The organism is Bacteroidota bacterium (assembly GCA_018266835.1).
Lineage (GTDB): Bacteria > Bacteroidota > Ignavibacteria > Tepidaquicellales > Tepidaquicellaceae > JAFDZO01.
Window position 1 is genome coordinate 1,226,325 of sequence record JAFDZP010000002.1, and the last position, 15,078, is coordinate 1,241,402.

General features: G+C 34.7%; 8 protein-coding genes. 4 read left to right on the plus strand and 4 right to left on the minus strand.

Annotation, left to right across the window (positions count from 1 at the left end):
• Window positions 1–114: 114 nt before the first annotated feature.
• A complete protein-coding gene (locus tag JST55_07115; protein ID MBS1493261.1) occupies window positions 115–2,601 on the plus strand; it encodes a T9SS type A sorting domain-containing protein in 2,487 nt (828 codons plus the stop codon).
• 378 nt (window positions 2,602–2,979) lie between these two features.
• Here the strand turns inward: JST55_07115 and JST55_07120 are convergent, their stop codons facing one another.
• The 4 genes from JST55_07120 to JST55_07135 form a co-directional block, all read right to left on the minus strand.
• Complete coding sequence (locus tag JST55_07120; GenBank protein ID MBS1493262.1) at window positions 2,980–3,549, minus strand: T9SS type A sorting domain-containing protein; 570 nt, start codon at window positions 3,547–3,549, stop codon at window positions 2,980–2,982.
• A 2,971-nt stretch (window positions 3,550–6,520) separates the two neighbouring features.
• Entirely contained in the window at window positions 6,521–7,570 is a 1,050-nt protein-coding gene (locus tag JST55_07125) for a hypothetical protein (protein ID MBS1493263.1), read from the minus strand.
• A gap of 545 nt (window positions 7,571–8,115) precedes the next feature.
• Window positions 8,116–9,231, minus strand: coding sequence for an alanine dehydrogenase (gene ald / locus JST55_07130; protein MBS1493264.1), 1,116 nt, complete (start codon window positions 9,229–9,231; stop codon window positions 8,116–8,118).
• An 89-nt stretch (window positions 9,232–9,320) separates the two neighbouring features.
• A complete protein-coding gene (locus JST55_07135; protein ID MBS1493265.1) occupies window positions 9,321–10,775 on the minus strand; it encodes a hypothetical protein in 1,455 nt (484 codons plus the stop codon).
• Window positions 10,776–10,978: 203 nt separating this feature from the next.
• Between JST55_07135 and JST55_07140 the strand changes: the two genes are divergently transcribed.
• The 3 genes from JST55_07140 (at window position 10,979) to JST55_07150 (ending at window position 15,059) form a co-directional block, all read left to right on the plus strand.
• Window positions 10,979–12,526, plus strand: a complete 1,548-nt coding sequence (locus tag JST55_07140; protein MBS1493266.1) for a T9SS type A sorting domain-containing protein — start codon at window positions 10,979–10,981, stop codon at window positions 12,524–12,526.
• A 221-nt stretch (window positions 12,527–12,747) separates the two neighbouring features.
• On the plus strand, window positions 12,748–14,646 hold the full coding sequence (locus JST55_07145) for a PAS domain-containing protein (protein ID MBS1493267.1): 1,899 nt from the start codon (window positions 12,748–12,750) through the stop codon (window positions 14,644–14,646).
• Window positions 14,643–15,059 (plus strand): response regulator, encoded by a 417-nt coding sequence (locus JST55_07150; GenBank protein ID MBS1493268.1) that lies wholly within the window; start codon window positions 14,643–14,645, stop codon window positions 15,057–15,059. The genes JST55_07145 and JST55_07150 overlap by 4 nt, the downstream gene beginning before the upstream one ends.
• Window positions 15,060–15,078: the final 19 nt, after the last annotated feature.

The following is a 15,078-nucleotide window of genomic DNA, read 5'->3' on the forward strand; positions in this document are numbered from 1 at the left end:
TTTCCCTCACATTCTACTCTAAGAAAATATTTCAAATATCATATTAAATTAGTTTCATTAATACTATATAATTTTTATTTTATAACAATAATTTAAAAAACTAAACCCAAACAAATGAAGGAAAAACTACTTAAAATTTTACCCCTTTTTATTTTAAGTTTGTTTAGCGGTTTTGCATTTTCTCAGGATAATCCAAACTTAGACCAGCTGCCAAGACATTTTTATGATTTTGGCGTAGGAAGTCCGGCACCAATGCCGTTCGTGGTAACAGGTGCAGATTATTTTGACAACTTCGATATCGGAGTAGATTTTGCAGAAGCTCATTTAGTCGTAAACCCGACAAATGCCCTAAACTCTTTTGTAATTTACAACAACACATCAACTGCCACAGGCGTTACTCCTCACGTAACTTTTGATGGAGTTAACTGGTCAACGATTAATCCTACATGGGGAGCACCTATGAGAGGGGATCCCGTTGCAGCATTTGACAGTCTTGGAAATCTTTATGCAGATAACATGTATGGGGACCCTAACATTTTAGGAACAAGAACTGCAAAGTCAACAAACGGCGGTCTTACCTGGGTTAGCGTTGCGAACAATAACGTTGGTAATGATAAAAACTGGATTGCAGCCGATCAGACAGGCGGACCTTACGCAAATTATGTTTACGGTGTAATGACTCCCGGAAACGTAACAAGAAGTACAGATAAAGGCGCAACATTTAACGTTATGTTTTCTTCAACAAACACATTACCTGGTATGATGGTATGTGTTGGACCGAATAAAACCGGCGGCAATATTCCCGGTGGCTGCGTTTATGTTGTGACAAACACAGGAAGTTCATTTGCTGCTCAATGGACATTCTTCCGCTCAACAAACGGAGGCGCTTCATTCCAGCAGGTTTCATCTGTTCAGTATGCTAACTACGTTGGTACAAACGTCGGCGGCAGAAACTCCGTAGAGAACTTCAGAACAAGACCTTACCCGATGATTACATGTGATAACAGCTACGGACCTAACAGAGGAAGATTATATTTAGTATATGCTTCCAACTTCCCGGTTGGTGATGGAAACAAACCTGATATCTGGATAAGATATTCAGATGACCAGGGTGTTACATGGTCAGCTCAAACAAGAGTTAATGACGATGTAAATCCTGAAGCGCATCATCAATGGCATCCATCTACATGGTGCGATAAAAATACAGGAAGATTATTTATAAAATGGCTGGATACAAGAGATTGCCCGACAAGCGATAGCTGCTTAGTCTATGCAACATACTCAGATAACGGCGGTGTTACTTTTGCCGCTAACCAACAGGTTTCAAACAAGAAATTCAGAATCAATTGTACAACTTGCGGAGGCGGCGGAACACCTGCTTACTTAGGTGATTACGATGCTATTAACTCAAACGGAAGAAATTCCATTATGGCATGGACTGACTTCAGAAACGGAAGCTTCGGAAGTTATACTGCTTACTTCCCTGATTACGCTATGAAAACCAGTGTTACAAACACATCTGTTGCAAGCAACGATTCAACATTTGTAACTGTATCTGTACCGTCAGTAAAACTTTATAGTGATAGAGTTAAATTTACAGCGGTGCTGGATTCAAACCCAACATCAGGCTCTTTACAATTATCTTTTGTAAACGGCAAAGACTCAATTACATCGTTCCCTGATTCAGTAAGACTAAGAATCAAAGCTGTGGGTACGGTTAATTCAAGATTATTTAAAATTACTGTTAAAGGCTCAGGTCCCGGTGGAGTACCCGTTCACACAAGAAATGTAGATTTACTTGTTAACTCTTCATTCCTTACAGTCGGCTCCAACAGAAACGGATTTGCAACAATTAATATAAACGGAACTCCTTATACTTCCACACAGGTTCTTACAGTTACAAACGGTTCAAGTGTAAATCTTCAGGCAGTAACTCCAACTTCAGGTTCGCAGACAAGATACGCTTTTGTAAACTGGTCTAACGGCGGAAGCAATCCTCAGACAGTTGTTGTAAACAACAGCCAGACTATAACCGCCAACTACAAAGCTCAGTATAAATTGACAGGCGTAACACCATATTCTTCTGTGGTGGGAACAGGCAACTATTTTGATTCAGCTGCTCCAATGCAGTTTGCAATCGCATCAAGAAGAATAAACAGCGGCGGAACAAATTTCTATTTCCATGCATGGTACGGAATAGGAACCGGAGCATATACCAGCCCTGATAGCTCAGGTCATGACTCATTAGTTACATGGCAGCTAACAGGTCCTGTAGTTGAGCAGGCAATCTGGAGCGACGTTCCAATCGGAATACACAGCACTTCAGTTGAAGTTCCGGTTGAATATGCTTTAATGCAGAACTATCCGAATCCTTTCAACCCGACAACGAACATCAGATTTGATCTGCCAACAAGCGGATATGTAACTCTGAAGGTTTATAACATGCTCGGTAAGGAAGTGGCAGTTCTCTTAGAAAAGAATTTACAGGCGGCAAGGTACATGGTAGATTTTAATGCCTCGGAACTGCCAAGCGGAATTTACTTCTATAAGCTTCAGGCAGGTGACTACACCAGCATTAAGAAAATGACTTTAATAAAGTAATTTCAGCTTATTTTTAATGTTTTTAAAGCCGTTAGGGAGAAATCTTTAACGGCTTTTTTTATGGGCAAAAAGTTAAATTTCGGCTCATAATCACAAAAGTTTCGCGAAAATTTAAAACATGAAAATAAGACGCTGTTTATAGTTTACTTATTTCCAGATTATGTAAAGTTGATTTTATTCTAATGTTTTAACATATAATAATTTGAACGGAATCTGGGTGTTTTTTGAAGAAATTTATAATATTGGGTACAGAATCGTGAGTAATGAGATTTTGCACATCAGCTGGGATGAGTTCAAATAAAAAACGGGGCGTTAGCCCCCGCTTTTAGCGGAAGGGCGTCCCCGTATTTAGTACATTTTATAGATACTTATAGAAACTTACTTTACAAGCATCATCCTTTTAGTCTGTACAAACTCTCCAGCATTTATTCTGTAAAAGTATATTCCGCTGGATAAATTCGCTCCGTTAAACTTTACTTCATAATTTCCGGCTGTTTTATTTTCATTTACAAGATTCATAACTTCCTTACCTGAAATATCATAAACTTTAATCTGAACTAATCCGTCATTAGGGATACTATATTTTATTGTTGTTGTCGGATTAAACGGATTAGGATAATTCTGAGCTAAGCTGTATGAAGCAGGTTTTACACTAAGAACATTAGCAGGATTTCTGCCGTGACCAAAATCTACAAATATTCCATTAGTAGGGTCTATACGTCCGCTTCTATCTGCGACTTCACTCTCTCCCTGATACACACCTACATAATTATATTTCGCTCCGTTTCCGCTGACATCTTCTACCGTAATTTGAAGATATACATTACCATCTTCAGGAATCAAATCACTGAATACATATCCTCTGTAGTACTCCGTCATTTCTTCATCCTCTATGTGAATTGTATCTGAAAAAAGATTTTTTACTACTTCCTGAGTATTAGCATTCATTAAATTAACCGTATATTTCAATGGATAGAAAGTCTGTTTATCCACTGCAATATAGTTTGCAGTAGCGCCGATTATTAATGTATCTCCATTGGCTAAACTAAAAGGCTCAGAGCGTAAGTACTCATTAAATTCAATTCCCGATACAGGATTTACTTCATTGAGCGCGTCATCAAAAAGAGGTATATCAACCTGTGGACCTTTTGCTACAAATATCGGTCCCATATTGAAAACGTAATCTATATCATTCATATTAACCACACCTTTGATATTTCCATACACTCCATCCTGAACCTGGCTATTTACATTTGTAATTGCAACATCTTGTTTTCCTAAACTGTAAAGCGGGCTTTCATTGGTCAATGTAGTCAGCAAAGCCCCCCCTGTAGGAGTATTATAGCTTCCCCTTACCAGCTTTGCATCAGTTCCTAAAAATGCAGGAGGGTCGCAATGATAGTTCTGTAAATTAGTATATTGGTAATATCCCGAATTTCCTTTTCGGAAGCTTAATATATAACCATTTCCGGTTGAGCATCCTTCTATGTTTGGGTCTGATTGAACTATCGTACCGCTCGAAGGCTGCGCTGATGGATTGCTCCAGTTTCCGGATCCGTCGGGTTTCATATATGTAACCATTATTGGATACTGAGTGAATTGAACTGTATGTGTCTGAGATAATCCCGGAGAAGGAGAAGCGCTGACTTCATCAAGGCTATATACTCTTGTTAATGGAGCAACACCCTGATAGGTAACTATAGGGAATCCGTTTCTTAAAGAAATGTCGGGAGAAAACCTTGAAGTGTTTAAATCTCCTTCTGATAATATTTTATTGTCACTTGTATTGAATGAAGTTGAATCAACATGCAATAAACCAGCACCATAATCGAAACCAACATAACATTTTTTATAATAAATCTTTTCATTCTTTTTGTAGGCAAAATATAAATCATAATAGTTTGGCTGAGAGGAATTTACTTTTCCTGTGACAGAATATTCAGTTATATTTCCGGAAGAAATTACAAAATCAGCGGTTTGGTGATAAGCACCCATACCTGCTGCGGAAACAATTATTTTAGTTTCTGAACCACTTGGTTCAAGGTGCGGTACTAGTAATAAAAAATTATTGGGATCATTTATTAAATTCGGATTGACGGATGCAAAAATTGAAGGTTTAGAATCGTAGCTAAAACTAGATGGAAATTCCCTAAGAATACCGCTCTTTTGATATGGCGATGTACCATATTTAATCCAATCAATAGGAGCTAATGCGAAGTCATTTCTCATAGAAACCTTTATTTCTGTTTTTCCAGTTTCTACATTAAACCTTTCCCATACTGCTGCTATATTTCCGTTAGGATTAGTTTGAGATATAGGCGTTCCGTAACCTAAATTTTTTATCTCACACAAAGATGGATTTTTATTGTTATCTGCGGTAGATGCGTTTGGGTAGTCAATTAAATATGTGTTTCCTGAGTTTACAATTTCTTCTCGTGAAAAAGAACTTCCATTATCAGTCGAACGTGAGTAAAAAATTCCACCTATTGAACTATGAACTCTATTTATAGTACCATTTGCATCTTTTAGAGTCTTAGTTTGATTTGAGTTAGAAATTGCGTTGCTTATATTGGAAATATTTTTTGTTTTATAGTTATTTGATACTGAATTGTCATAATCAAAATAAGTGCTCCCAGAAATACCAAGTCTATTTCCAAAGGAATAAAAGATTGCTTCATTGCTTTGGTTTTGGTTAATAAAAGCATTAGATTGATAAAGCAAATTTCCTCCGAAAATTGACGAGGATGTTGGTGTTGAAATAGACGTGTATGAACCTGCGGCAGGATTATCCTTTATTGATATATTGTAATTGAATGATACACCGTCTAATGTTGAACTTAAATTTAAACCTAATTTTTTTACAACACACTGTCCATTTGCACTCAATGCACATACTATTTCATTAAAAACATTAATATTGTGTGCCCCAGTTGTAGTGGATGGAGTTGTAAAAGAATAATCAACAGACCAATTAACTCCAGCATTAGTTGTTTTATATATTTTGTCATTAAAAAATATATACCCTGTATTAATATCTTTAAAAGTTATACCGGACCCTGCTTCTATTGCGCCATTAGAGATTAAATCTGCAAATTTATACTTTTGTACAAAAGATGTTCCATTGTATTTGGCATAATACATTCCATTATCTGATGCGCCAAGTTTAAATTGACCCATTAAAATTCTATAATCCTGATCAGTGTTATTAATTAGTGAGATAGAATTGAAGCTATTATGTTGATTTGATACAGAATTGTCTTCAGAATAAATCCAATTCGAGCCTCCGTCTGTTGTTTTATAAATAAAACCCGCATCCGCAACAGAAAATTGTGTTTTTCCGATTAAGGCTACCTTCTGAGCATTTTGAGGATCAATTACAATATCATGGAAGTAAAAAGACCTGTATTGTTGATAAAAGTAGCCACTACTCCATGTACTCCCTCCATTCGTTGTTTTATACCAATAGGCTGGATTTGAAGCATCCTGACTGGACGGAGCAAAAGCATAATAACCTGTACTAGCGTTGATAAATTTCACAACAGACTGGCGTGAATTTCCAGAAAAAGATCTTATTGATGACCAACTATTTCCACCATTTGTTGTTTTAAAAATTGAATTAACCGTCATTACATACCCCACATTTTCATCTACAAAACTAGAACTTACGTATGCATCGGAAGAAATTGTATGTGATTCCCAGTTTATACCTTTATTTGTTGTTTTAGAGCAAGAGATACCTCCTGATTCAATATTTTCGGTATTATTATAAACAATTGAAAAACCTGTTGAAGGATTCAGTAATTGAATGCTTGCAGGTGAGGAAATTGTGGAACTAATCGTATATTGAGAATATAACTTTATAGTTATGATAAACAAAAATGATATTATAAATATTATTTTTTTCATGTTATTTTAAGCTTTATTTTTTTGTTCCAATCACTATTGAACTCGGATTTCCGGAATTATCAGTTGCGACATAAAAATCTGAATTAATAGCGTATATTTGAGCTTGTAAGAGTGGAAATCCAATATATTCTTTACTCCATTTACTTCCGTTCCAGTGAAATAAGTGATACGGATTAAGAGGCTCCTCGGGCATCAAAGATCCACTAACCATCAGATTATTTTTAGAATATCCTCCGCCGCCATGATTTAACGTAAAACCATGGAGAGTTTGAAACTGAGTGAAAAATGTATTGTTAAGAATATTGATATTTCTTCCATTTTCATTGAACATGTAGCCATTAATAAAAAAGTTCGTGACATTAAGATCGGTATAGGTAAATTCATTTATCTTGTTCCAAGCGCTTCCATTGAACTCAAATAAATAAAATGTTCTTACACTGTTACCTGTGAACTCACTAGTTACAAGATATGACATTCTTACTTTTTGAGCGGTTGAATCAAAGTAGATATTTTGGACCCAACCACTATCGTTTTGAGCAATGAAACTGTATCTTTGTAATCCTGTACCGTCAAATCGATTTATGTATCCATTGTTTTCAGCAATCCAAATTTCATTCGGTTTATGAAAAAAACATTTGCTCGGATCAATCCCATATGTGTTTTTCAAAGCAAAGTCCTGAAAGGAACTCCCGTTCCATTTTTTAACTCTTAATATTTTAGCTGTATCGCCGTTTATAATTCCTAAAAGATAACCTGTATTATTATCAAAACCCCCAAGTCCGAAAGGGTTTAAAGGAAAATATTTTGTAATATTTAATGTGTTATCTTTTATTCTGGCTGTATAACTATAGAACATATTAAGAACAAGAATATCATTTGTATCCCGCGCCCAGATTCCATTAAAAAATCCTTCATCATAAACATAAAATGTTTTCCAGTTAAAACGAGGAGAATCTAATGTTGTATCTATAAGATTAGGAGTAATAGGATTATCATCTTTGCCGCAAGAAAAAAAACTTATGCAGAGAAGGGATATCAACACTAACGGAAATATGAATTTCATAAGTCGCATATTGGAATTAAATTATAGAGTAATCCGCCGCGGCGGATTATTTTTAGTTTTTGCGTGAGAAGATTTTACTCTTTCCGTCATACTAAAAATAGTATCAATATTTTGGATTGGATAGGATAATTCTTAAATCAATATCTTTTTTTAGCAGGGCCGCAATTCTGCACATGGGATATGATTTATAATTTCTTATCCAATTCTTTTTAAGGGGCATGTACCATAATGGAATATTTATGAAAAGAAGTGTAGTATATATAAAATAAGATTGGAATAGATTCCGAAGAATGGTTGGTGCTAACAATTGAAAAATCAACAGGCATGGCAGTAGGATTAATTTTCCGTCAGCCACTCCTGGAATGCAGTAAATTAGTATGTATAACTACTGTATTGTAATAACTTAAATAAAATAATTAGTAATTTTAAATTTTTATATCCCAAAATTTTGGCATTAATCAAAAAAGGGCATCCGCTTATCGCAGACGCCCTTTCTTTTATGTACAAATTATTTTTTCTATCAACTAATAACTGAGAACAAGCAACTATCCTAACGCTTCATTCACGTCTGTGTAATCAAACTTGAATGCATCGGCAACGCCTTTGTATGTTATTTTTCCGTCAATCATATTAAGACCTAACTTAATTTCTTCGTTCTCTTTGCAAGCTCTTAAGTATCCTTTGTTTGCAATTTCAACTGCATAAGGAAGCGTTGCATTTGTAAGCGCCAATGTAGATGTGAACGGCACTGCGCCCGGCATATTTGCTACGCAATAGTGAACTATTCCGTCAACTACGTATGTAGGATTTTCATGCGTGGTTGGTTTGCATGTTTCTATACATCCGCCTTGGTCAACTGATACGTCAACTACAACTGCGCCCGGCTTCATAATCTTTAACATGTCTCTTGTAACTAAGTGCGGAGCTTTTGCGCCGGCGATAAGTACTGCGCCGATAACAAGGTCAGCTCTTCTTACGCACTCGCGGATGTTACCGACGTTGCTCATCATTGTTGTAATGTTCTTAGGCATTACATCATCAAGGTATCTTAATCTTGAAAGATTGTTATCAAGGATTGTAACTCTTGCGCCGAAACCTGCAGCAATTTTTGCAGCGTTTGTTCCCACAATACCGCCGCCGAGGACTACTACATATCCGGGTTCAACACCGGGTACGCCGCCGAGTAAAACACCGCGTCCGCCCATTGTTCTTTCAAGATATTTTGCGCCTTCCTGCGATGCCATTCTTCCGGCAACTTCACTCATCGGAATTAAAAGAGGCAGTGAGTTATCTTCTTTCTGAACTGTTTCGTATGCGATGGCAATACATTTTGATTTCATCATTGCAACGGTAAGCTCTTTTGAAGATGCAAAGTGAAAATATGTAAATACTGTTTGTCCTTTTCTTATTAAGTTGTACTCAGGTTTAATCGGCTCTTTTACTTTCATAATCATATCAGCTGTATCGTAAACCTGCTTAGGAGTATTGAGAATTGTAGCTCCTGCTTTTTTGTATTCTGCATCGGTAAATCCGCTGCCCATACCTGCGTTTTTTTCAATAAATACTTTGTGACCGTTTTTCTTTAAGACTTCCGCTCCGGTAGGTGTAAGCGCAACTCTGTTCTCATTGGTCTTTATCTCTTTTGGAACTCCGATTTTCATATAAGTGTGAGTTTAAATTTAAATGTAGTTTATTAAAATACTTTAAATAGAGAAGTTATTCAATGAAGAAGGGGAGGGAGGTTCAGGCTTTATTTTTTGTTTTTATTGAGTTCTTCTAATTTAAAAAGAATCCATTCTTTGTTGACCATTTTCATTTTCTTGGTTTCCAATTCAATATCATTTAAATTCCCTTTCTGAGATACTTTATACTCAAAAAGTGAATTAAGAATGTTCAGAAAATTTTTATTGAAAGTTTTTACATTTTCACTTACTGCAGTATTCCGGTATAAAAGATGTCTGTATGAATCCAGCGTATATTTAAAAGCATCAGGTTCATTCAGCTCGTAATAACATCTTATCTGAAGCTCTTTAATTGACAGCTTATTTTTTTCAATTTTAGGTTGAATATTGGCCGAATACTCAAGCGCTTTATTGAAATTTCGAATGGCAAAACTGGAATAAGCGTGATAAAAATTTTCGATATTGTCTTTATCTTCAATAATAGTTTTATCAATGTAAGCTGTGTAAAATTTCAGAGCGGTCTTTTTATCTTTGGCTTCAAATAAATATTTTACTGCTGTGCAAAAAAGATTAAAATTAATTTTTGACTCAGTATTTCCTATATCTAAACCCCGCTTCAATATGAATTTATAATATTCAGCTGTTTCTTTTACTGCCCCGAAAATTCCACTATCTGTCCTGATATGTAAGATATTATGAAGCGTGTGTAAGACATATTCCTGTTCAAACTCATGAAGAATATCAACGGAATTAAAAATCAAATTTTTTAAAGCTAAAAAATAATCTTCATTTTCAGGTTCATTACGGCAAAGATATATGTGGTAATAAAGATTTACGACCTGAAAATCTTTCGGGTTCTTTTTTTTGATGCTTCCCATAAGTTTCTTTATATCGAGAGCATTTAAAAAATTCTCCATTAAATTATCTTTCAGAATATAATTCTGCCGGTTCTTTAAAACGCTAATGTTGTGGTGAACCTGAAAAAAATGAATTAGGAAAAAATATATTAACGACTCGCCCTGCTTAAAAATATTATAGTTTAATTTATCGTTCAGTCCTCCAAAACTTGAGCCAAGTCTCATTATCAAATACCTGAACAGATAATGCAAATCAACGCCTTCCTTTACATCATTATAGTCCTTCATGATTTTTGTAAACTTCCGGTTGAAAAGTTCGGGGTAATACTTAACAATACAATAAACGAGCGAATTATAATCATTCTGAAATTTATCATCTTCGTGAAACTTCAGCTCAAGAAACCGCTCCAGAAGAGTTGTAAAAGAATGCATCAAGTTTTTCATAGTTCCATAATTGTATTCTTTTTTCCTGAAAACAATTCTGAACAAATTTTCTTTTTTTAAATCCGGGTTATCATATAGAGGCGCATACTGTTTTATCACATCCCAAAGCTTTATAACCGTACCTGATTTATTAAAATAAGGTGAGTTCAGGAAATCGTTAAAATCATTTATTTCCTCCGGATTAAATGATTTTAGAATTTTTATGGAAACCGATTCTATCATTAGCAGAAATAATGAGTAAATTGAATATTAGGAAATGTGTATAAACATCTCAATTGCAAAATGGAAGCAGTTTAAGAAAAAGTGAAAACTTTGAAAAAGTGTCGTTGGAGATTTTATTAAAACATTTTAAATTATGTCTGTATTACATAAATATTTTTAATAATAAAAATAAATATTCAAAATAACCCTATAGCAAACTAAATATGCAATTCCGAACTATATTATTTGTTGCAGCAGTAATGTATTTCCTCTCATACGGTTATTCAACTGCTCAAATTGCAAACAACTATACCCGAGATGTGAATATAGAAGCAGATTCCAATGTTATTTTTGTTGAGATGTTTGAGCAGACTCTGCTTTCAGATATGCTTACCGGGTGGACTAACAGGTCTCCCATTATTAATAATATAGCATTTAGTTCATCTGTACCGTCGGGCAGCTCCGGAAATCAATCTTTACAATTAACTACAATAGGAGGAAATATCGGCACAGAAGATACCTATATTTTCAAACGATTTCCGGCGGGGTTCAGTGATTCAATTTTTGTCCGGTATTATGTTAAATTTAATACAGGCAGTAGATTTCATCATTCAGGGGTTTGGATGGGTGGAAATAACCCCTCGGTAAATTATCCTTCAAATCATGCCGGGTACAAACCTGCAGGAGATTCCGCTTTCCATATAGGTTCTGAAGTTAGAGGAGCTAATATGAATCCCCAAAGTTTTGCGAACTTTGGATTTTATAATTACTGGACAGGGATGCATCAATCCAACGACACAAATCCTTCAACGGGAACCGGGTATTACTGGGGCAATAGTTTTCCCAGTTCAAATCCTATAGCTAATATTGACATGTCTCAATGGAACTGCATAGAGGTAATGGTAAAACTAAATAACCCCGTTACAGGAAGTACGGGAGAGCTTGCGCTTTGGATAAACGGTGTTAAGATTTCATACTTCGGGTATCAATTTCCGGATGGAAACTGGAACTGGTCGAATTTTACCGAAGGAACGGGAACTCCGTTTGAGGGTTTTCAATGGAGAAACAATTCAGCGCTTAAATTCAATTATATTTGGGTAAAGAATTATGATACAGATGATTCAACAGGACATGTGAACAGCATTAATTTTGACCATATAGTTGTTGCGAAAAAATATATCGGTCCTATTAATAACTCTCCTCTTCCTGTTGAGCTATCATTGTTTAATGCCACAGTAAAAAGAAATATTGTAGAGTTGATGTGGACTACAGATTTTGAGCAAAACAATTCAGGTTTTGAAATTGAAAGAAAAAATGCAGCAGGCACGGAGTGGACAAATGCAGGGTACGTTAAAGGTAGCGGAAATTCAGTGCAGACAATTAAATATTACTTCTCTGAAAAGATTCAAGGTAAAGGAAATTATAATTACAGGCTAAAGCAGATTGATAATAACGGCAATTACAAATATTATGAACTTTCATCGTCAGTGGAAATAGGAGAACCCGAGAAATTTAATCTATCGCAAAACTATCCTAATCCTTTTAATCCAACAACTAAAATAGATTTAGATATTCCTAAGGATGTAATAGTTCATTTGAAAATTTATGATATTGCCGGAAGAGAAATAGCTGTATTAATAAACGGAGAGAAAATGACAGCAGGATATTATACAAAAGTTTTCAATGGAATAGCTCTTTCAAGCGGTACATATTTTTATGTAGTGCAGACTGACGGTCAGATGATTTCAAAACGTATGGTATTAGTTAAATAATAAATAAGCACTTTTAAAACAGTAGAAATATTTTATCTTTATATAGATAAGTTATTCAATTCAGAATGGGAGGAAAGAGCAATAGCTCAAATAGAATATCTATTTAAAATATTAATGGGTATATATTAATATACGGATTTAAAAGGTAAGAGTTTAAATTCGTTGAATTAATGGAGTTGGTGAAATAAAATCAGGCATTGAATTTATTTTAATCTATTATTATGAATACCCCAAACCCATCCGCAAGCCGGTCAGGAAACTCACATCAAAATGACGGCGCAGAAGATATTCTCGTCCAAACCAAAAAGGTCAACATCATAATTGAAAGTATGACTGACCCGTTTTTTGTCCTCGGTAAAAACCTTGAAGTACTTTTAATAAACAAAGCCGCTCTTAAACTTGCAAAGCTTGAGCATGAAGAAATAATCGGAAAAGATTTTCACAATATTAATTTAAGTGAAGACCGTAAACCGATGTTAGATCTTTTCAGGAAAGCTATTAACGAACAAAAAACTCACCACGAGGAATTTGAAATTCAAGGTAAATGGGTTGAAGTTTCTTTGTATCCCTCTGAAATAGGATTAGCTGTTTATGCAAAAGATATCTCCGAAAAAAAAGCTCTCGAAAAAGATGTAGAGCACAATACTAAATTCATAAAAGAAATAAGTGATTCAACTGCCGGTTTTATCTTCCAGATTGAATATAATATAAAGGGAATCCCAAAACTAAATTACTCAAGTAAAAAAGCGTTTGATTACTGGGGAATACCTATAAAAGAAGTTATGGAAGACAGCACAAAATTGTTTGAGTCCGTTCACGCTGATGATTTGGAGTATGTAAATAATAAGTTCTCGGAAATGGTTACAGATCTTTTTCATCTTAACATAAAGTTCAGGTATCTGAACAACATTACGGATGAAATAAAAAAAGTAAAAGTAACGGCAATACCAACAAGACTTTCCAATGGAAACACTCTCATTAACGGTATCGCGCTTGATATCACTGAAATAGAAAACAGCTATGTAAAACTGGAAGATGCAAACAGAAGGTACGAGTACCTATCGAAGGCGACTCTTGAAACTATATGGGAAAAAGATATTGAAAGCGGCGAAATTATTTTAGGCGGAGGCTATAAAGAAATGTTCGGGTGCGATTTTCCCAACGATAAAATATCATTTGATGATTGGAAAAAATTTGTTCATCCCGAAGACATGAACAGAATGCTTGGTTATATTCAAACCCGTTCAGTCGACCCATCCGAATCGTATTTTGAATTTTCTTACAGATTTATTCAAAAGAGCGGGAAAATTCTGGAAGTATTTGAGAGGGCTTATGTAATATTCGATGAGAAAAGAAATAAGCTTGTAAAAATTATTGGCACCACACAGGATATTACTCCGCTGGGTATTGCACAGGCAGAAAAGGATAAAATGATTGATGACTTGCTCAACAGAAATAAAGCCATGGAACAATTTACTTATATGGTATCGCATAACTTAAGAGCACCGATTGCAAACATTATAGGTGTCAGCACAATACTTGAAGATACTACACTTGATGAAGATACGAAGCGGGAAATGAATGACAACATAAAAAAAGCTGCTGTTCATCTCGATAGCGTAATAAGGGATATGAATGAAATATTAAGTATTAAAAATAATTTGGATGAAAGCAAATATGAAATAGAATTTAAAAATATACTTGATGAAATAATCGAAGCGGAAAAAATTCAAATTTATAAAGCAAAATTGAAAATTCTTTCTAACTTTCAAAAATCATCTTCAATTTATTCAATAAAAAGCTTCATACACAGTATCTTTCTGAATATGATAACAAACGGCATAAAATATAAAAAAGAAACAGGCTCCTATATAAAAATAACTTCAGATGAAGATCCTGAATATATTTATCTGACTTTTGAAGATAACGGTATTGGAATAGATTTGAAAAAATACGGCAGGGAAATATTCGGTATGTATAAAAGATTTCATCTTGATAAAGAAGGAAAGGGTATGGGACTTTTTATGATAAAAAGTCAGGTGGAAAGCCTTAACGGAGAAATAACTGTTGTAAGCGAAGTTAATATAGGTACAAAATTTTTAATTAAATTCAAAAGATGAAAACGAATAAAAAATTAACTTTGCTTATTGACGATGATTCAATGTGTAACTCAATAAGCAAAATACTTTTAAAAAAAAGTTATCATTTTAATTCAGAAAGCGAGTTCGAAATAATTTCCTTCAGTAAACCTCTTGAAGGTCTGGAATTTCTTAAAGTCTCATTGCAACAGCATAAATTTCAGAAAATACTCATTCTGCTTGATATAAATATGCCTCTCATGTCCGGATGGGAATTTCTCAAGGAATACGAAGATTTATTTAAAAACCAGACAGAAGTCAAAATTTATATACTCACTTCCAGCGTGAGCAAAACAGATATCGACAAAGCTGCAAATAATGGGAATATACAAGATCTTATTTCTAAACCGCTTACTTCTGAAATCATTGAAAAGCTATACACTGCTATGCTCTGAAGAAATTTATAGTAAAAAG